Annotated in this window: 11 protein-coding genes; 1 reads left to right on the top strand and 10 read right to left on the bottom strand. The window is 41.7% G+C overall.

The window, feature by feature from the left end; all coding sequences use genetic code 11:
- Nucleotides 1–211: 211 nt before the first annotated feature.
- Entirely contained in the window at nt 212–2,413 is a 2,202-nt protein-coding gene (locus BLS33_RS16245; RefSeq protein ID WP_245731501.1) for a xanthine dehydrogenase family protein molybdopterin-binding subunit, read from the bottom strand.
- 7 nt (nt 2,414–2,420) lie between these two features.
- Entirely contained in the window at nt 2,421–2,885 is a 465-nt protein-coding gene (locus BLS33_RS16240) for a (2Fe-2S)-binding protein (protein ID WP_089891780.1), read from the bottom strand.
- A 617-nt stretch (nt 2,886–3,502) separates the two neighbouring features.
- Here BLS33_RS16240 and BLS33_RS16235 point away from each other — a divergent pair.
- Nucleotides 3,503–5,869, top strand: coding sequence for a S8 family peptidase (locus BLS33_RS16235; RefSeq protein WP_089891777.1), 2,367 nt, complete (start codon nt 3,503–3,505; stop codon nt 5,867–5,869).
- Between the two features lie 377 nt (nt 5,870–6,246).
- On the opposite strand, the gene BLS33_RS16230 is transcribed toward BLS33_RS16235, so the two are convergent.
- From BLS33_RS16230 to BLS33_RS16195, 8 genes are all read right to left on the bottom strand, one after another.
- A complete protein-coding gene (locus tag BLS33_RS16230) occupies nt 6,247–7,344 on the bottom strand; it encodes a 6-bladed beta-propeller (protein WP_089891773.1) in 1,098 nt (365 codons plus the stop codon).
- Nucleotides 7,345–7,433: 89 nt separating this feature from the next.
- Nucleotides 7,434–8,891 carry a DUF1501 domain-containing protein gene (locus tag BLS33_RS16225; RefSeq protein ID WP_089891771.1) on the bottom strand — a complete coding sequence of 486 codons (1,458 nt, stop codon included), beginning with the start codon at nt 8,889–8,891 and terminating at the stop codon, nt 7,434–7,436.
- Nucleotides 8,892–8,894: 3 nt separating this feature from the next.
- Nucleotides 8,895–11,660: a DUF1553 domain-containing protein gene (locus tag BLS33_RS16220; protein WP_089891768.1), complete on the bottom strand. Its 2,766-nt coding sequence runs from the start codon at nt 11,658–11,660 to the stop codon at nt 8,895–8,897.
- Nucleotides 11,661–11,684: 24 nt separating this feature from the next.
- Nucleotides 11,685–13,163 (bottom strand): DUF1501 domain-containing protein, encoded by a 1,479-nt coding sequence (locus tag BLS33_RS16215; RefSeq protein WP_089891914.1) that lies wholly within the window; start codon nt 13,161–13,163, stop codon nt 11,685–11,687.
- An 8-nt stretch (nt 13,164–13,171) separates the two neighbouring features.
- Nucleotides 13,172–16,009, bottom strand: a complete 2,838-nt coding sequence (locus BLS33_RS16210) for a DUF1549 domain-containing protein (RefSeq protein ID WP_089891765.1) — start codon at nt 16,007–16,009, stop codon at nt 13,172–13,174.
- Nucleotides 16,010–16,143: 134 nt separating this feature from the next.
- Nucleotides 16,144–17,658: a RagB/SusD family nutrient uptake outer membrane protein gene (locus BLS33_RS16205; protein ID WP_089891761.1), complete on the bottom strand. Its 1,515-nt coding sequence runs from the start codon at nt 17,656–17,658 to the stop codon at nt 16,144–16,146.
- A gap of 18 nt (nt 17,659–17,676) precedes the next feature.
- Nucleotides 17,677–21,081 (bottom strand): SusC/RagA family TonB-linked outer membrane protein, encoded by a 3,405-nt coding sequence (locus tag BLS33_RS16200; protein WP_089891756.1) that lies wholly within the window; start codon nt 21,079–21,081, stop codon nt 17,677–17,679.
- 126 nt (nt 21,082–21,207) lie between these two features.
- The gene (locus BLS33_RS16195) at nt 21,208–22,374 is read right to left on the bottom strand and encodes a FecR family protein (RefSeq protein WP_089891753.1); all 1,167 of its coding nucleotides are present in this window, start codon (nt 22,372–22,374) and stop codon (nt 21,208–21,210) included.
- Nucleotides 22,375–22,395 lie beyond the last annotated feature (21 nt).

Below are 22,395 nucleotides of genomic sequence, written 5' to 3'. Positions count from 1 at the left end.
CTCAAATCCAGTACATCACAAAATACTTCTTTCACAACAAAAAAAGCACTGTTCACAACATATAATTGTAGTTCAGTGCACATCACCGTAAGTTTACTCTGTATTTAAAACAAGAAGTAAAAATTTTCATTTTCATATAGTGTTCTCGTAAAAGAGCCTTTTCTTACTAGAAAAGGCTCTTTTTAGTTTTAAGCATTTCTTTTCATTTAAGTCAAGTTTTAGCTTGTTTGATCAATTCTTTATTAACCGGTAATTCTCTAATCCGTACACCTGTAGCATCAAAAATTGCATTGACGATGGCGGCCGTTGCAGGGCCTTGCGCTGCTTCTCCCGCGCCCATCGGTGGCTCATCAACCCTGTCGATTACTTCGACCTCCACTTCCGGGGTATCAGGAAATCTAAAAATGGGATATGAATTCCAATTGAGAGTAGTTATATGTTGTGCATCGAAACGAACTTCTTCTTTAAGCGCCCAACTGGCGGATTGAATCATACCCCCTTCCATTTGGTTTTTTAGCCCATCAGGGTTAATAGTTTCCCCTGCATCGACAACAGACCACATTTTCTTGACCTGTACACTTCCTGTTATTTTGTCTACACTTACATGAGCGGCCATAGCACAATAAGAGGCGTTATTTTTATAACGGGAAAATGCTAATCCCAATCCTTCGCCTCCCCGAATAGAAATCCCTACCAACTTTTCTTGAAGTTTTTTCATACAGGCAATTGACCTTTCATCGTTCGAATGTCGAATACGGAATTCAATGGGGTCGGTATTCGACATCCGCGCCAGCTCATCCATAAACGATTCAATGGCAAAAACGTTCGTATAGGTGCCGAGTCCCCGTAATGACGAAGCCCGTAATGGCCCCTGAAAAATATGTGTCTCGACCTTTAGATTGGGAATGTCATAATACGGAATCGCATTGCGCACTGCTCCCCCGCGGTAGCCAATTCCCGGATGCCCGTAACCCTCCTCCAAAAACTGGGCAGGAAGAAGCGTGTTTGGGTTACCGTTAGGTCGGTTGCTATGTCCATCGGACCAAATAGCACATTTCCAACCATCTATTTCGCCATTTTCATCAAGGCCTGCCTTCAATTCTACTATCATGGCCGTTCCGTAGGGCTCCCAACCATGTTCATCTTCACGAGTCCATTGCAAGCGAACATGTCTCCCCGGATATTCTATCGCCATAAGTGCCGCCTCGGTCGCAGCATCGTTCGCACCGTTTTGTCCGAAGCACCCCGAACCTGGAACCGCTTTTAAATGAACAGCATCTTCGGGCATTTTAACTAATTTGGCCAAGGTTCTCCGTAACGGATAAACACCCTGACTATGAGTCCATACATATAATTCCCCTTCTTTAAAAAGAGCTACGGCACATGACGGACCATTGGCCGCATGCATCAGGTAAGGTTTAAAGAAAGATGCACTAAGTTGCTTTTTCGATTGTTTCAAGGAAGTATCCGAATCGCCTTTTTCCTCATGTGTTTCGATATCAGCAGGAAGAGTTTTCAGATATTCCTTTACATTGATATTACCGGGAAGCCTTTCCGGTGCATTCCATTTTGCAAGTTGTTTGGCTTTTTCCATAAGCCGGATTGCCTGGTATTCATCTTCTGCCAATACCCCCAGAAAACTCCCCTTACGAACCAGCTTCAAAAGGTGGGGCGACCTTTCGAGTTCAGCTTCATTGATAGTAACCAATTTGGCGGTATAACTTGGTGGGCGCACCACCCGAGCATGCACCATACCTGGAAATCGAAGGTCTTGAACAAATACTTCCTGCCCCCTAACCATCGCTTCTATATCTTTTCTGGGGATAGGTCTCCCGACATACTTTCGAATTGTTTTTCCCTTGTATTCCGTTGCTTTTGCTATCGTTTTTTCAATTTGCTCGCCGTCTAAAAGCTCATACAACGACATTTCTCGTTCCGGACCGAGAACCTTGCCATTTTTAAGTTGTAGTTGTGAAATGGCCATTCCCCATTTTTTAGAAGCTATTTTCAAAATGATTTCGCGTGCCGAAGCAGCTGCATTTCGCACCGCCATAGCACTTGATACAATGGAACTACTTCCGGCCGTAAAGCCTTCATCTGGTGTCACCCCAGTTTCGGCTATATTCACTTCGATCAAATCTAAATCGGTATTTAGCTCCTCCGCAGCCATTTGAGCGACAGCAATTCGAATTCCCTGACCCAGTTCAATTTTTCCGGTCAAGACCTTGACCTTTCCATTCTCCAATATTTGCAACCAAGCATTGATCTGATCTTTATCCGGGGTTCCTAATAAAGAACCTGTTTTGTCGATAGGCATAAAACCGCCATTTGCAAGACCAACGGTTCCGACCATTGAAAACCCAATGCTCACATATCCTATTTGTTTGATGAAATTGCGTCGCGTAGCTTTCATATTCTAATTAATTAGATGCCGCTTTTTTAACCGCTTTGATTACCCTTGAATGAATACCGCAACGACAAATATTCAGGGCTAATTTTTTTCTTATTTCGTCATCACTGGGTTTATCATTTTTTTCAAGTAATGCAACTGCAGCCACTATCATTCCGTTAAGACAATACCCACATTGTGCTGCCTGTTCATCAATAAAAGCTTGCTGTACCTTATGTAAGCTTCCGTTTATATCAGCCAGCCCTTCCAAAGTGCGAATCTTTGATTTTGATACTGCACTGACGGGTAGCCTACAAGATGGCACAGACTCTCCGTCCTTTAAAACCATACAAGCACCGCATTGCTGCAACCCACATCCAAATTTAGGTCCGTTCAGTTGAAGTTGATTACGCAATACATATAGCAATGGGGTATTAAGAGCAACTTCGATTTCATGCTCGTGTCCATTGACATGCAGTTTTATGGAATTCGTCATGGGAAAGTTTTTCTAATAAATTGGTTTACTGCATGAAACTACAAAAAAAACGCTTCCATCACCTATTAAAATTGGAGTGCAAATGCCAGTAAATACAATCGACCCCTACAGAATTTCACCTAAGTTAAAAACCTACTTCTCAACAGGTCATCAAAAAAGTATTCTTTCACAACAGAATTGGAGCCACTCACATCATTTAGTTGCGGTCTAGGTCACCTCGCCGTAAGTTTGTCATGAAATTAATACGAAGTAAAATTTTTCATTTTCATATAGTGTTCTCGTAAAAGAGCCTTTTCTAGTAAGAAAAGGCTCTTTTTAGTTATAGACTATTTTCTCACTCCTCAAATTCCATGTTTTCGTTCGGACCGTACATTTTTTATGAACGGGCTCTCCGTTTCGCAAACCATACAAAAAATCCTGTCATCCATACAGATCAACCCCAGCCGGTACTAAGTTTCAATATATTTGAACCATATATTTCTTAGTAATACCCACACCCCCTTTTTTCTTCCCTCAAAAACAGTGCACCCAAACTTATGGTTTCCGATAAGCACTATTGAATCACCATTGAGAAAAGTTTGAAAAAATTGAATAACAAATACTTAAATCATTTAAAAATGAAAAATTTAGTACAAAATGAAAGTCTCTTGCATCGTTTCAAAGCAAATGATTCAACCGGAGGGAAAGAATTCAGTGGTTTTATTATCCTTAATTTATCCGATAAATATTCTTATTTCGAGGGAAAGGAACTCAAGGAGCTTGTTGAAAAATTCAAACTAACAAAACTAAGAGGTCTGTTGGATCGTTCCAAGCCTAGTTTTGTCAGAAGGCAGATTAAAAGTGCCTCCATAAAAGAGCTTAGTAAACTTGAAAAAACTGGGCGAAATAGTGGTTTTCCGATGTTGCGAAGCCTTTCTAACTACTGGCGGCTGGATTATAGAAATTATGAGGGCAACATTGATGAATTAATCAAAGAATTTAATAGCCTATACGAAATAAACTTTGCCTACAAAGAACATACGGTCACTGATCCTTTTGTCAATCCAAGCAATGATAATCTATCGGCTCAACAAGGTTACTTGGGTGCGGCACCAACGGGCATTGACGCAATTTGGGCTTGGGGCCAAGGATTTGAAGGTCAAGGAATCGGGTTTATAGATTTGGAACAAGGATGGATCCCTACTCATGAAGATTTGGCCGCAGCATCACCAACACTGATCTTTAACGATAATCGAAGTGGGGTAGGCACCTATATCGGAGACCATGGAACAGCTGTCTTAGGCGAAGTAGTCGGGGTAGATAATACCGCTGGAATAGTGGGCATAGCGCCTTCAATTGCTTACGTGCGTATGGCTTCGCACTATGAGGCTTCTTCAGATACAGCCTTACACGTGGCAGATGCCATTGTCGCAGCTATTCTTAACATGAATGTGGGTGATGTATTATTACTGGAGGTACAAAGAAACTTTCTCCCTTCTGAAATGGATATGGCCGATTTCGATGCCATACGGTTGGCGGTAGCAAATGGCATCATAGTCGTTGAGGCTGCTGGTAATGGCAATAGAAATTTGGATAGCTTTACCGATGTAGCCGGTAATTTCAGATTGAACAGGACCCACGCCGATTTTATGGATTCGGGAGCCATTATGGTCGGGGCCTCATTATCTGCCTTACCACATAACAGATGGGCTTCCTCCAATTTTGGTTCCAGAATAGATTGCTATGGCTGGGGCGAAAATATTGTCACCTCAGGTTATGCGAATAGACGTGCTGGCTCATTGGGCAACGACCTAACCGCTACCATGAACGATGATTACACAAGTACTTTTGGTGGAACTAGTGGAGCATCACCCATGATTACCGGTGCTGCCCTAATTTTGCAAGGTGCCTATAAAGATTCAACAGGCACCATTTTATCGCCTTTGCAAATGCGGTCTCTATTGTCGAATTCAGCAACAGGAACAGCCCAAGGAACAGGGGTTAGTGGCAATATTGGGGTTATGCCCAATCTTAGGGCCATTCTAGAAGACACTTTAGAGATTACCCCCGATATCTATTTGAGGGATAACGTAGGCGACACAGGCATCGTTCCCTCTTCGGGCAGCATCAGCGCTAGTCCAGATATTATCGCCCGCCCAAATCCAGTAGCTGATCCGACCACTTCTTTCGGAGAAGGCAGTGGTACTGAAAATTCGAGTACATTGGGTTACGAAGTAGAATCGGGACAAGACAATTATATTTATGTAAGAATGAAAAATAGGGGTTTTACCGCTGCAAATGGGGTAACCGCCCAAGTTTATTGGAGTGAAGTATCAACTCTGGTTACACCTAATTTATGGAACCTTATAGGCACATCTGGGGCTGTTAACGTTCCTGTAGGCGACACCATGGTTGTCACCGACCCTATTGTATGGGACAAAAACGACATACCTGCTACCGGTCATTACTGCTTTGTCGGACTAATCAACCATCCTCAAGATGGTGCGCCACCTTTACCACCGGCTACAAATTTCGATTGGGACGATTTTAGGGCGTTTGTCCGTAATAACAATAATGCGACATGGAGAAACTTTAATGTAATTAACGTTGAAGCAGACGACCCCATCTTTGAAATGCCAATCAATATTGTCGGATCGCCGGACAGAGAACGACCTTTTGATATTGAGATTGTTCGAAATCTACCCAAATCAGCAAACGTATCGCTACAGGTACCTTATCGTTTTTATAGACAAATCGGTTTAAAGGGACTAAAAGCCAAAATTGATAAAAAAAGCCAAACGGTAACTTTTCAACTTCCGAATTTAAAGACTTTTTACCTTTGCAACTTAAAGTTAGGAAAGCAAATATTTAAGTGTAAGTTTATCGTAAAAGGCAATAAGGAATTTAGAAGAGGAACCCACCATTTTTATATACGACAATTGTATAAAAAAGAAGAAGTAGGAAGGGTAACTTGGGCTTTTAAGAATAAAAAGGAAAACTCGTAAAACCCTAAAACCAAGAAACACCATAGGCAACCGAAAGTATCCTATGGTGTTTGTGTTTTAAGATTTTCGATTTACTTCACTAACTCCTAAAATATAAAATTCACTTCATTCACAACATAATTAGAGGCATTCACATCATTTAATTGTCGTTTTGGGAACCTCACCGTAAGTTTGTTATGAAATTAATACGAAGTAAATTTTTTCATTTTCATATAGTGTTCTCGTAAAAGAGCCTCGTCTAACTAGACAAGGCTCTTTTTAGTTTTATGCTTCTCTATTTCGGGGTCTCATTAATTTTTTATAATCCTGAATAGGATTGAAGAATAGACAAAAGCATTTCGACTGTAACCAATAAGGCATTAATTCAAAAACAGGCACTAAACCCTTTCCAGCTTTATGGGATAGGTTTTATCGGCATTCCATTGACAGACATAAATATTGGCATCGTCATCGATACATACATCATGACAATGATTAAAAACAGGTTCTGCCTGCAACATAGGCTGTAGTTCTCCATTTTCATACTTTGGGGCAGTACCTCCCGGATTGGAGACCACCTTATTATATTTATCTAAAATAGTAACAAACCCGGAGTTCGGATTATTTTTACTCGGATGACTCTCAGCCACGCCATTCTCAAATTTCACAGCAGAAGACCAGCAAATACCTGCATATAAATTTTCACCATGAATTACCGGACGGCAAGGAAAAGCACCTGGCAACGAAATAGTTTCAAGGTACTTGCCATCTAAAGTAAATCGTTTAAAACAATTGCCCGCCCGTGATGTCACTATTAAAGTTGGGTTTTCTTTATCTCGATCATCAATGCATACCCCATGGGCCGTCTGAAACTGGCCATCATCGGTTCCGCGTCCATCGCCGATTTTACGAACGAATTCACCATCTTTAGTAAACTGAAGTACATACTGTGAACCATATCCATCGGCAATGTAGATATCGCCATTCGGACCAATACTAGTTTCAGTAGGTTTAAAGGCCTCATCTTTTTCATAGGCACCATACTCCGATGGGTGTCCGATAAACATCAGTTCACGTCCGTCCATATTCGTTTTGATAATGGCGCCATCCGTATCACAAATGAACAGGTAATCCTCTTCTCCATCGTTCCATAATGAAAGTCCGTGCCCTCCTTTGTAACGAATGCCCCAAGAATCAAGTAATTTTCCCGATTTATCATAAATCAGAACATTGTTATGGGTGTCATCACCGACCATGACCAATCTCCCCTTGCTGTCCATTATCATTTCGTGACAATTGTTCACCGGTGTTTTTGCCGGGTCTAGATTGCCCCATTCTTTATGTACTTTATATTCAAAATCACTATGGCCTATGACCATTTCGCACATCTTAGGTTTTGAAGAATTTATATTGAAATGAGGCATAACAACAGCGCCAGCTGTCGCTTTGGTGGTCGTCTCCAAAAAGTCTATTCTATCGGTTTTACCGTCTTGCATTAAATCTATAGTTCAGTAACTGTTTATTTATCTGTATCGATTTCCCATAGGTAAATTGAGTACTCCCGAACTAGTGATACCAACCCTTTTTAAGTCAAAATATCTTTGATTACATTCCCATGTACGTCGGTCAATCGAAAGTCACGACCTTGAAAGCGATAGGTCAACCGTTCATGGTCCAATCCTAATTGATTTAAAATGGTAGCCTGTATATCATGCACATGTACTTTACCACTAATCGCGGAATAGCCAATTTCATCGGTTTCACCGTGGGTATGTCCTTTTTTGATTCCTCCTCCGGTCATCCACATGGTAAAAGCTTCGTTGTGGTGATCACGTCCGAGAAAATTTTTGCCTGTACGGGCTTCCATCATGGGCGTACGACCAAATTCACCGCCCCAAACCACTAAGGTATCTTCTAACATTCCCCTTTGCTTAAGGTCCATTAAAAGTGCCGATATAGGTTGATCTATTTGCTTACATTTTCGTCTTAAACCATCGCCAACACCTCCTCCAGGACCCGCTCCGTGCATATCCCAACCATCGTCATACAATTGCACAAATCGAACCCCATTTTCAACCAACCGACGCGCTAAAAGGCAATTATTGGCAAATGAGTTTTTGCCCGGGGTAACACCGTACATTTTCTGAATATAATCTGGCTCGCTATCAATGTTCATCACTTTAGGAACAGAAGTCTGCATCTTAAAGGCCATTTCATATTGTGAGATTCGGGTCAATATTTCCGGATCTTGCGCTTCTTGGTATTCCAGCTCATTAATTTTATTGATAATATCTACGGATTTTTTCCGCATCTTACTATCCACACCTTTCGGATTTCCAAGGTTCTGCACTGGCGTACCCGTTGATTGACATTGCACGCCTTGGTGTACGGTAGGCAAAAAACCACTTCCCCAGAGCCGTTTCCCTCCTGTCGGACCTCCGGCAGAAAGTAATACCACAAAACCTGGTAAATTTTCATTAGGCGACCCAAGCCCGTAGGTAACCCAACCCCCTAAACTGGGTCGCCCTGTTCGAGGTGATCCGGTCTGCATTAAAAACTGGGCAGGCGCATGATTGAACTCATCGGTGTGTACCGATTTGAGAAAAGTAACCTCATCGGCAACTTCAGCAAATCGCGGCAAATAATCGGATACCCAAGTACGCGATTCACCATACTGCTTAAAAGTACTTTGTGGCCCCAGCATTTGAGGTACCCCTCTAATAAATGCGAAGCGTTTACCCTCAAGCAACGAAGGCGGACAAGATTGCCCATTCATTTTTTGAAGTTCAGGTTTGTAATCAAAAAGTTCCAATTGTGAAGGTGCCCCAGCCATATGCAAATAAATCACATGTTTTGCCTTAGGCACAAAATGCGGCATTCCGGCACCTCCGCCCGGGGACAACAAATTTTTAGCAAAAAGATTTGCTCCCCCCATCATCGAACCGAGTGTAACGGCCCCCATCCCGGTCACACATTTCTTTAAAAAATGCCTTCGGGTGTTATATTCACTTTGCCTAAAATGTGCTTCGTTTACAATATCCATGAGTTACCCTTTTACAATAAATTCATCTAAATTCAACAGGGCATTGGCAACAATGACCAGTGCTGCTAGATTATTCTTTTCATCACCTATTCTTTCAATTGCGGCTTCCGGAAAATTCGAGTCCTTCTTTTCTTGCTTGAAATGTTCTTGGGCGTCGTGATAGAGTTCTTTCAGTAGCAAAAGTTTTTTGTCGCTTATCTTTCGTCCCATGACTTTAGCATACCCGAACATCAATTGTTCTTCGGGATCTGCATCGGCTTGTAACATTTGTACCGCCAAGGCATTCGACGCTTCGAAAAACGTTTCGTCGTTCAATAGGTTCAAGGCCTGCAACGGCGTATTCGTACGAATTCGGCGCGAAGTGCAAACCGATCTGTCAGGACTATCAAAGGTAAGCATTTCATTGGGGGGCGTCACCCGTTTCCATAAGGTGTAGAGCGAGCGCCGGTACTTGGCAGAATCTCCTTTAACCGCCCAATCTGGAACGCCCGTCCAACCGCCATCAACACTACTATTGGTTACACTTGGGCCGCCCACTAAAGGATTCAACAAACCACTCACAGTCAAAACCTGATCTCGTATTTGCTCGGCCGACAGGCGTGTTCGGAAACCTCGGGAAAGCCATTGGTTTCTGGAATCTTTTTCGATTTTTTCAACATCGGCATCCGATGATTGTCGATAGGTTGCCGAAAGCACCAATTCGCGAAGTAACGGTTTCACATGCCAATCATGGGTCGTCTCAAACCGAACTGCCATCCAATCCAATAGTTCCGGATGGGTCGGTTTTTCGCCTTGTGTGCCAAATTCTTCCATCGACTCGACCAATCCGAAGCCGAAAAGCTGTTCCCAAAAGCGATTTACCGCTACCCTTGCGACCAACGGGTTTTTCTCACTCATCATCCATTGGGCAAATGCCAATCGATCTTTTGGTTCTTCTGTTTCCGGATAGCCATATATGTTGGGAATACCACTTTCTACTTCGTTCCCCAAAGTCAACCAACTACCGCGTTCGAATAAATGCGTCTTGCGGGCTTCGACCGGTGGTAATTCTTGAATTATCGGTGTCGATGTGGCAGGAATCTCAGCAAGTTTCTTGAGCTTTTGATTGAAAGCAGTACTATATAATTTCATCCGAGGTTCTCTTTCATAAAACCTCATCTTATCCAAATAAAAGAGATGGCCGTCATAACGTTCTCCCTTAAAAAATCTTAAATAGACATCATGTTTGCCCTCTGTGGCATCTATGGCCGCCTTAAATTCGCGGGTATTATATCTATTATCGGCACCTTTTTTCGATTCGCCGGTCTTAGTAATTTTAACCGCTCCTATCTTTTTTCCTTTTAACGAATCAAGGTGGATTGAAATATCACCCGCATAGCCAATGGTCGCCGATGCAAAAAATCCGATTTGCTCGATATTTTCGAGATCAATTTGATCATACTTGACCCAAGAACTATCTTGTACCTGCCACAGCAAACTCAAACTTTCATCCAATTCAATGAAGGAGCTTGATTCATAAAATGACTCCGCCTCATGCATTCGGTAACCCAATCTGGTCAATACAGCTTCCTTTTCCGAATACAGGTACGGTTCCTTTGGCGCAGCGTCTTCGGGTAAAAGTTCAGCGTCGATATAGGCTAAAAGTGATTCAACTTCTTCTCTATTTTCTTCGGAATAGGTAAAAAATTTAGGCTCTTCAAAATAGGAGTCATTGTCTTTGGCATTATTAAAAAATGCCATAGACTGGTAAAACTCTTCATGGCGAAAAGGATCGTAAGGGTGACTGTGACATTGCACACACGCCATTGTGGTTCCCTGCCAAACTTCATAGGTCGTTGCAACTCTTTCGACCACAGCAGCTATTCGAAACTCCTCGTTATCGGTACCCCCTTCATCATTTGCCAACGTATTTCTATGGAAGGCCGTAGCAATCAATTGTTGTTCGGTGGGGTTCGGCAAAAGATCGCCGGCCAATTGTTCAATTGAAAACTTATCAAATGGCATATCTTCATTAAATGCATTGATTACATAGTCCCTGAATTTCCATATTTCCCGATTGGAATCTTTCTCATATCCTTTGGAATCGGCATATCGGGCCAAATCCATCCACATCGCTGCCCAACGTTCCCCAAAATGTGATGAAGCCAATAACTTGTCCACTTCCTTTTCATAGGCATCCTCAGCACTGTTTTCCATAAAGACCTTAACTTCTTCATGGGTGGGAGGTATACCAATAAGATCGAGATACAGTCTTCTTAGCAAGGTTGCTTTATCTGCCTCGGGCGAAGGGGACAATTCCTTTTCCTGCATTTTAGCATAAACAAATTGGTCTATCTTATTTTTTGCCCAAGACAGGCTATCTATAGTCGGAGGTTCGATGTCTCTTTTAGGAGGAACATACGCCCAATGTTTTTCCCATTTCGCTCCTTGATCGATCCATTGTACAAGCACGTCGATTTCCTTTTGTGTAAGCGCGGGCGCATCAAATGGCATTCGTAGTTCTGGATCTTCATGAACGATACGTTTGTATAATTCGCTCTTGGAATGATTGCCACGAACAATAGCAGTTGCACCTGATTGGGTCTGGCCAAATGCATCTTCTTCAAATAAGAGACTAAATTCACCACTGGCCTTGACACCCCCATGACATCTTAGGCATTTATCGTTTAAAATGGGCCTGACATCGCGGTTAAAACTTATTTCATCGTCCTTTGAATTTTGGCAAGACCAGAAAAAAGCAATTAGTAGTAGGCAAATATATTTACTCATTAAACATTTTAATTTCGAATAGCACTATGAGGTCAGCGCCTCTTTATCTTGATTTTTTGAGTTCTTCATGGGTTTTCCGAACAAATCCAATATGGGTTTTCCATGTCCGTCAGGCGTGGTATAAAATGGCCTCCCCTCAATCGTATAATGTGTTTCAGGGTGCATGCCCAATGCATGATAAATAGATTGGTGCACTTGATCGATTACAACTGGATTTTCTATAGAGGAACAGGGTCTTTCGTCTGCCGTTTTACCATATATCAAACCTTTTTCAACACCTCCACCCCACATAAGTATCGAGCTACCATCGGTAAAATGCCGATGCATTCCGTAAAATTTCTCATCCTCTATAACATCGGGTTGCGGCACCTGATCTTGGACCTGTTCGCCGGGTCGCCCTTCCATAATGGCATCACGGCTGAACTCACTTGCCAATATAATCAATGTTCGGTCTAAATGGCCGCTCTCGTCTAAATCTTTCACCAATTGGGCAATGGGTCGATCAATAAGTTCTTTCATCTTGACAAGTCGCGTATGTCCATTTTCGTGGGTATCCCATCCTAAAAACGGCTCATATTCGGTAGAAACACTGATAAACCTTCCACCGTTCATGGCCAATCTCTTGGCTAAAAGACATCCCAGACCAAAACGCCCCGTGTTATAGGTATCGTATACCTCTTTAGGCTCCTCTGACAAATCGAAGACTTTTGCCTCAGGTGAATTCAACAAGCGATACGACTGTTCCATCGAACGCATGAGCGATTCCCTTTGATAATCGCTGCCACTTTCCATGACCTTGCTCTTATTGGCCAATTCTTTATAAAGTTTGTATCGGGCCTCGAATCTTTTGATAGACATCCCCTGCGGTGGACGTACACTTTCAAGTCCGCCCGATGGGTCAGGAATCAAAAACGGTCCATATTCACTACCTAAAAACCCTGCCGAATGAAATGCTTTCAACTCTTCCGCCTCACCCACGGTAAATCGTTGTCCCATGGCAATAAAAGGCGGTATCACCGGATTGGCCGGTCCCAATTCTTTTGCAATCCAGGCGCCGATATGGGGTGCTTGAACCGATTGTGGAGGCTCGTAGCAAGTATGCCAATGATATTGATGTCTTGTATGCAATATGTGACCCAAATCAGCGGATTTGTACGAACGGATAATGGCACCTTTGTCCATTACACTTCCTATCGATTCCAATCCCTTCGAAAAATCGAGTCCGTCAACAGCAGTGGGCACTTTAGGAAACGTACTCAATACCCTTTTGCTTTCGACACCCTTCTCGTACGGAACATACGCTTTGGGGTCAAAGGTTTCGGTATGGGCCATGCCTCCGGCCATCCACAATAAAATAACGGTGTCGGCTGTCGAGGGAATTTTTGGAACCGTACCCGTACATGAACTTAGAAAACTGGCCAACGGAATAGTGGTCGCCGAAGCCGCCAAACTTGCCGCTGTCATTTTCTTTATAAAATCCCTACGTGTGTTTTGTTCATCCATCGCCATCTCTAGTTTATAAATTGGAATTCTGGTAAAATCAATGTGGACCAAAATATATCTTGTAATGCTTCCTGTTTTGGTTGATTGCCTAAAACGGCCAGCATTATTTCTTTCTCATCATCGGTAGGTTTTCGACCCAACGATTTTTGATAGAGTTCATCAACAATCTTTTCACTATTGTCGTCATATCTTTTCAACCACTGCCCTGCTCCTTCTTCCAAGACATTATTAAAAAATTCGCCATTGGTCAGTTCCAATGCCTGTAAAAGTGTTGCCTGATCATCCCTTGAGGTTGCTACGTTTTCCCTACTCGGACGACCCAAAGCTTTCATGAACGGGTGTTGCTGAACAAGACTGGCCCGGGCAAACTCCCCATTATGTTCTTCAAAAGAAAAATCGATAAGTTTCCCCCAATTTGAAGTTCCATAATTACGCACTTCTACCCAATTGCTGTCATCGAACGCCACACTTGTCCATCCCTGATCGGGTTCTTCAGCAGTGCTTTTCCAGCTTTTATCGGAGTTCAAAATCATTTCGCTGCCATCAGAATATATTATTTTCATAGAAAATAATATCCCGGCAGGATTAGCAATGGTTCCTTCATTGATTCCCTCTATCGCTATCGTGTTCTCTCCCTTCAACAAGAGAGGTGTAACATCGGACCTGTATACTTTTGTCCAATCAGAACCTTCCGATGCCTTTTTATCATTGATGTAAAGTGTATGTGAATGATCGACTGAGACCAACACTTTGGCACTTGTTATCGATTTATTTGGAAGTGTAATCGTTTTTCTAAAATATCTTTTCCCAGGTTCTGGCAATACATCACGATCAAACTTTATTTCGCGATGCCATATTCTTGAGGATGGTAATTCTCCACCTTTAGGATTGAAAGCAACGGCCGCATACATCGGTTTGATTACCTGACTTACTGCATCGGAGAATTGCTCGGCGCTCATTCGTCTTAGAACAGGACCTTTAAAAACATAATTAGACTTGATATCTTCAAGTTTTTCATAGTGCGCAGTGGGCAGCTGATAGGCCTTCGAGGTAATGATCTGCTTTATCAAATGCTTCAAATCATACCCCGAAGCTATAAAATCAGACGCTAACCAATCCAACAAATCAGAGTCCCATGGCTCATTGTCCATTTCATCGGCCGGTTCTACAATACCACGGCCCATCAATCGTTTCCAGAAACGGTTGGTAATGGTGCGATACAATCTGCCATTTTCGGGTTTGATTATTACTTCGGAAAGCTTTGACAACCGCTCTTTAACGCTCTCGGCCTCTACATCTCCCAATTCAGGATACAGAAAGTTCACCTTGGCCATTTTGCCCAATGGTTTGTCACAACGGTTCAGTTCCAATACCGAATCTGCAAAAATGGAAGCAAAACCATACGTTTCCGCCAACGTAAGATTACTCACAAAACTATTGTGGCAAGAGGCACATTTTACGTTGACCCCTAGCAGCGATTGGCCAATATTCTGCGCGGCCTGCATCTCGGTACGTTGACTTGCATTGACCACACCCCGCCACTGGATTCCTTTTATAAAACCTTCTGAAGCATCGGTGGGATTGACCAATTCTTTGACCATTTGATCGTAGGATTTGTTTTCCTGCAGCGATGAATACAACCAATCGGTAATCTGTTTTCTTCCGCCAGTTATGAATCCGGTGCCACTATAATCATTACGCAAAAGGTCGTTCCAAAAACTCAACCAATTCTGCGTGTAGTTATGGGTGTCACCTAAAAGCGTATCTATGAGTGCGCCTCTTTTGTCTGGAATTGAATCGTTAGCAAACTCGGCAATGGCCTCTGGTTCAGGAAGCAGACCGATTACATCCATATAGACCCTTCTAATAAAAGTTCTATCATCAACGCTTTCAGACCAATCGATACTATTTTTTTCAAAATAAGAACCAATCAATTTATCAACGGGATGGCTTTGACCCTCAACTTTTGGTAATTCGGGACTTTCAAGGGCCAGGGCCGCTTCAGGAAACACTTTAAGTGCTTGATCGGACCAATGAGCTCCGTTTTGGATCCATAATTTAATCAATGCTATTTCATTGTCCTTAAGCACCTTTCCTTTCTTTGGCATTACCTCATCATCATTTGGGGAAAGCGTAACCCTTCGATACAGCTCGCTCTCCGAAGGCTTTCCGGCGACGATAGCCGGACCGGATTCACCACCTTTGAAGACGCCCTCTTTATGTTCCAACACCAATTCTCCTTTTTGCTTGTTTTCGCTATGGCATTGATAGCAATTATGTGCAAAAATCGCCCTCACCTCCAAGTTCAGTTTGTCTTGCTGAATTTCTGATAACGAATCAGATTGTTTCAATTCAGCGAGCAAGGCCACAGATTTACTATTGTCGTAAGCATCTTTATTGCCGGGCAACACACTGGTCAAATAGTCTTCTCCATGCGTAAGGTTTGCCCCTAAATGACCCGCAACCGCCAGCAATATCACAGTAACCATAAGGCCAGAGCGATATACACGGTAATCACTCAATTTTCCATTGAGGGTATTTCGCAATAACAGCGCCGTGATCACACTGAATACAGCAGTGGCAATGCCTACATTTTGGTGGTTGGTCACTAAGTCACCGCTATAATCGTCATACGTACGAAGTAGCCAACCCAGCAATGCAGCGAGCACGCCAAATGCAGCGCCCACGTAGACCATCCAATGAATGCCTTCTCGCAATGCAGGTCGCTTTCCTCCAATGGTAAGCAGCTCAAAGAACAAAGCAACCACCAACAAGCCTATGGGAAAATGCACCAATAGGGGATGAAAACGACCCAAAAGTTGTAATATCCAATTAAATTCTTCCATATGTTTACTAATATTTTTCTATCATCATCAATCTTTCTTGCCCGAAACCCGGTAATTTGATATGACATATACCATTAAAAGGTTTAGAAACAATCATGCTCAGTAAAATACTAATTTATAAGTATAATCAAAGGCTAATAGCCGTCATTTTGCGTTAAATCCGGATTTACAACCCGCTCCCTATTTGGTATGGGAAATAATATTTCATGTGTATCAAATATATAGTCTCCCGCCGAAAATCCTACTGACCCCCTTGGAGTCGTTTGGTTGGCTTTTTCCGAGGCACCGTGAGAATTCAATAACGCAACAAGTTCCGTAGCACTCAAGGTTCTTCTCAAGTCAAACCAACGATGATTTTCAAAGGCCAATTCAATTCTTCTTTCATGAAGCAATGCCGTTCTGAACTCATCTTGGGAAAGTCCCGACAAAGGAAGTAGATCTGCCCTATCCCGAACTTGGTTAATATAGCCATAAGCTTCTGCGTTCGGCCCCGACTGCTCATTGATGGTCTCGGCAAGCATCAATAATACATCTGCATATCGGTATATTGGCCAATTATTATCAGGACGACCTTGAATAGCATGTTCGTAATGGTACTTTTCAATAAAAGGAATCGCAACAAACTCGCCCGTATTTTTATCGGTGTACCCTTCACTTATCGATATGGCCTTGCGCACATCACCATCTTCATAATCGCCAATGATATCCAAAGTAGGAATATTCCATCCGCCTCCACTTATTCCATCAAAACCAGTTACCTCTCCATTTGTGAACTTTGGATAAAAATTATAAATGAATCCATTATGTTCACCTAGGTCATTTCCGCCTTGAAATTGCACTTCAAAAATAGATTCATTATGGTTTTTATTAGTGGGGTCAAAAACATCGGCATAGTTACCCAATAAGCTGTACCCCATAGCTGCTACTTGATCAAGGGCCGTCTTGGCTTTTCCAAAATCTTTTCTTGTCAACCATAATTTACCCGAAAGGGTGAGTGCAGCTCCCTTGGTCAATCGTCCTACATCCGATGCACTAACATTACCGGGATGAGGCAGAGCAGCTATTGCAATATCGAGATCACTTTCAATTTGAGTATACACCGCTGAAATTGGAGAACGCTCTAACTCAAATGCTGCTGAAGGATCGGTTAATGGTTCGGTGATCATAACCACATCACCAAAATACTGCGTTAAAAGAAAGTAATAATACGCTCTAAAAAATCGCAATTCTCCCTCAAAACGGGCCTTTTCACCGGAATCTATGTCAGCTTCCCCTAGTTTGGACAAGGTTAGGTTAATATTGCCCATGGCATTGTAGATATCCCTATAAAGATCATACATTCGGCCTGTACCGGAATTATATTGCCAGTATTCAAAAGACTCAATATTGGGTGCATTTCCCCTATTCCCTTCATCAAAATGAACGGTGGTATTGTCGGTGAGCATTTCGCTGTAAAGCCACTGGTTACCTGTGATGCCCTGCATTTGCCCATAAACACCCATAACTGCTTGATGTACTTGCACTTCAGAAGCATAAAAGCTTCCTTCCCCTAATTGATTAGGATTTGGTTTGTCCAAAAAATCATCGCTACACGAAAACATGGAAAAAACAATCGATAAACTTATAAATATCTTGATTAAATTTTTCATTCCTTAGTTTTTTAAATATTAAAATTTCAATGTTGCCCCAAGAGAAATTGTACGTGCCAGAGGATAAGGTGTTTCATCTACTCCAGGTCTTAACCCACTACGATCGTTCGGTTGAGGATTACCATATTCATAACCCGAAAAGAGGTAAAGGTTGTCTCCATTAACATAAATCCTGGCTCCATCAAGAAAGGAGCTTGCATTTATAGGAATTGTATACCCTATGGATAGGCTTCTCAACCATACATGGCTTGCATCAGAAATATAATAACTGTTTCCTTCGCGTTCCCATTTCCAAAAATTGGAAGTAGGACCCGCATCACCAGACATGGTAGTATACCTAAATCTATCTGCTGCTTTCGTCTCTACATTGAAAACCCCGTCCACATTCATAGTGGTATGTTCTATTTCTGTAAAAACTTCATAGTTTTGCGCTCCGGTGAAAACTACATTAAAATCAAAAGCTTTATAATCTAGGCCCATATTGAACGCATAAACAAATTCTGGATGTGGATTACCTATTTCAACATAATCTTGAAAGTCATAGGTAATCTCACCATCTCCATTAGCATCCCAATACTTGAACGAACCTGGTACGGCACCATCTTGAATAGGTGAAGCGTCAATTTCCGCCTGTGATTGGAACACTCCTATGTTTCTATATCCATGTATCATAGCAATTGGCCTGCCTACCTGAGAAACATGATGTGCACCATAGATACCACCAGTTCTAATTTCGTCATTATCACCATCAATTTCGAGTACTTTGTTTTTATTGAACGAAATATTGAAATTACTACGGAACTTTAAGTCTTCGGTAATATTAGTTTTAAAATTCAACCCTAATTCAAAACCTGTATTTTCTACTTTACCAATGTTCGTAAAGGTGGTCTCAAACCCGGTTATAACGGGTATATTCACAGGCAACAGCATGTCTGTCGTAGTTTTTTTATAGTATTCCGCTACAAAGCTAAGGCGATTGTTGAACATCGTTAAATCGATGCCATAATCAAATTGTTCGGATTTCTCCCAACCTAGGTTCGGGTTGGAAAGTGAGTTTAGTATCTTACCCGCTTGAAAACTTCCGCCAGTAATATAATTCGTTGTTCCAAGCGTAGATAAACTTGGGTAATTACCAATGTCGTTGTTCCCCGTGGCACCAAAACTAGCTCGTAGCTTTAAATCATTCAGCCATGAAACATCTTGCAAAAAACCTTCTTCAGAGACTCGCCAACCTGCTGAAACGGCAGGAAAATTACCCCACCTATTATTCGAGCCAAATCTGGAACTTCCTTCCCTACGATATGTGGCAGAAACTAAATATTTGTTTTTATAATCATAGTTGAGCTGCGCAAAATAGGCTAAAAGACTCCAACTCGATTCTTCAGATTCGGCCGACAAAGATTCTGCTTGTTGCAAAAATCGAATATCATCATCAGGAAATTTCGTTCCATCTCCATCAATCGACCTAACTGTAGACTCCTGTGAAGTATACCCCAATAAGGCGGTAATACTATGAACATCGTTTAACACCTTTGCGTAGGAAAGCAATTGATCTGCAGACCAATTAAAGGTTTCCATATATTCCTCGGACAGATCTGCATCATTCGGCGCCGGCTGGTTCCATGTAAAACCTGACAAAGTTGATGGCGTAAACTGATTATATCTAGAATTGACTATACTAGCATTAAGCGTTGATTTGAACGTAAAGCCTTTCAAAAACTTGAACTGTGCGTAACCGTTGGCCAGTAACCTGCTTGTGTTCATGGTGGTTTTTTGTTCATGCAGTATTTGTACGGGGTTGGCGCTATTAAAAATTAAGTCACCCGGAGTATCCTTATCACCCAAATAGGCATTAAAACTTCCATCTTCCTCATAAACCGGTTCTCTAGGGTCTACCCATAATGCAAGTCCGACAGGCGTATGTCTAGATCCTGCACCGATAATTCGTTCATTCGTTTTGGATCCAGATAAATTAACCCCCACGGTGATATTATCAGTAATCTTATTGTCTACTTTGGCCCTAACATTGAAGCGTTCAAAATTTGTTTTGATAACGACCCCATCTTGATTCATGTAGCCCAAGGTAATTAACGATGTTGTCTTTTCATTACCAGAAGCGATCGAGAGGTCATATTTCTTGAATAAGGGCGCATTAGCTAATATCTCATCCATCCAATCTGTAGAAATCGTGTTATTCTCCGGATTGCGAATGCCTGCAGGAATTTCACTTTCAGCAGGTTCCGATCCATTGGCAGCGATATATCTATCGATCCAACTCGATTTTTGAAATTCCCCAAATTCTACGGCATTCATCATATCAAGTCTACGTGAATTTGGAACATCCTGAAAACCCGTGGTCACATCTAATGTAACACTGGTCTTACCTACTTTCCCTTTTCTTGTAGTAACGAGAATTACCCCATTTGAGCCTCTAGCCCCATATATTGCGGTCGAAGCCGCATCTTTTAATATGGAAATAGATTCTATATCGTTTGGATTCAAACCATCGGAAGATTCAAGAGGAAATCCATCAACTACCCATAGCGGATCATTTCCTGCTCCCAATGACCCCAAACCTCTAATGGAAATATCAAGATTCTGGCCGGGGCGGCCTGAGCTTGACGCAACGTTAACACCAGGTGCCTGACCCAATAACATCCTTGATACATCTGCAGCCGGTACATCCTTTACTTCTTCAATATCAACTACTGAAACTGCCGAAATGATATCTTTCTTTCGTTTAGTACCATAACCCACCACTACTACTTCGTCAAGAGCATCGGTATTCTCAGTAAGGGTTACATTAATATTCTGCTGACCTGCTACGGGCACCTCTTTAGATATAAAACCGATAAATGAAATCAACAAAACAGCATCATTACCTACCTCTAAGGTGAAGTTGCCATCAAAATCGGATTGGGTACCATTGACCGTACCTTTCTCTACGATACTGGCACCCGCTAAGACAACCCCATCTTCATCGACAATCACACCACTTACCGAAGATTGTATGGGCTTCGATTCCATTATTGGCTTTATGTCATTTGATCCTACAGTGGAAACGACCTTTTTAAGAACAATATATTTATCGTACACCTCGAAGGTTACCTCTCCATCTTGAAAAAGTTTGTCCAATATTATATCGATAGGCTTTTTCTTCATTTTCAGCGTTACCTTTCGATTTAACTCTAAATCTTGGTTCTTATAAAAGAACCGAAAATCAGTTTTGCCTTCTATCTCTTTAAAGGCCTCTATTAGTGTTACCTCTTCCAAGTTCAAGCTAATTTTTGTGATTTGGGCATAGCCTTCGTTGGCATTCATTTGAAAAAATGAAATAATTAAAAAGAAGACGGTCATCTTCATTTTCAGATTAAGTTGCGAAGTCGTTTTTTCAAACATCTTCTTGATGTTGGTCATTTTCATAATTGGGAATGATTTTGTTGGTTAGCGACTGTTGTTCTGTCATGTCGTAAATCGAATTGTGTGCTGTCAATTTTATTTAATTCATTGGCTTCATATAATTTTATATTTTCAATTGTTAATCTCGCTTCAGAGCGAAGAAGGAAATATTACGATGCTATCATCGTTGCCTGCTTCAAAGTCAAATTTTGTATTTCTTTTAAATACATTCAGTATTTCGGATAAAGTTTTCTCCTGAAAAGTTCCGGTATAGCGAATGTCGTTCAACTCTTGGTGCTTGTTAATAATCTTTACATTATAATTCCGTTCCAAAACCTTTACAATATCTCCGAATCTGTCATTAACAAAGAATAATTTACCATCCATCCAAGCGATAAAGCGCTCCACATCAACTTCCGCTATTGTAAATTCGCCATTTTGCATTTTAGCCTGTTGGTTAGGGGAAATAACCATCCTATCAGTATCATTATATTGTTCAGTTGCACCATAGACGCCCACGCTCCCCTCGACTAGCACAGTAGAAGTACTCTTCTCGTTATCGTAACTGGAAACATTGAATTTCGTACCAAAAACACGAACGTTCATTCGTTCGGTATGTACCACAAATGGCTTTGCCTTATTTTCCTCGACATCGAAAAAAGCCTCTCCTTCAAGATATACATCCCTATTACCAGCTTCGGCAAAAACTTTGGGGTATCTTAATTTTGTTCCCGCATTTAGGTGAACGACCGTACCATCTGAAAGTTCGATAACAAAACGCCTGCCATAGGGCACCATCAATTTATTATATACAAGACTGGTTTCTGAGGTGGAAGATGCGGCATATTTAAGTTTATTGTATTCTTGCTGTACGATTTTATCACCTTTGGCATTGGTAATAGCGACATTCTCAGTTTCATCAATAACCTTAAAGCTACCATCTTCTAACTCTAACACAATCTCAGATTCAGGAGCAGCTACTTGTGGCACCGAAACAGATTTCATCTTATCATCCTTTTGCACAAAGGTGTATAGACCAAAAGAAGTAGTAATCAACAAAATGGCTACGGCCGCATATTTGAAAAATGTATGCGCTCCTTTGGGAGCGTCACCCTCCTTTTCGGAAGTTGCCTTTATGATGCGCTGGTAAGCAGTTTCCACATCAATTTTTCGATAAGCAAAATCCAACCTTTGATTGGTCTTGATCATCTCTTCAAAATAATCCCTGTTCTGAGGATTACTAAGCCATTTTTGAAGAATTTTCAGTTCTTCTATGGAGATGGTATCAGTAAGAAATTTCAGTATTAAAGTTTTCAATACACCAAAGATTTGTTTATT

This window comes from Kriegella aquimaris (assembly GCF_900103215.1).
Lineage (GTDB): Bacteria > Bacteroidota > Bacteroidia > Flavobacteriales > Flavobacteriaceae > Kriegella > Kriegella aquimaris.
The sequence above is the reverse complement of the archived record's forward strand: the minus strand, read 5'-3'. Positions and strand labels throughout refer to the sequence as shown.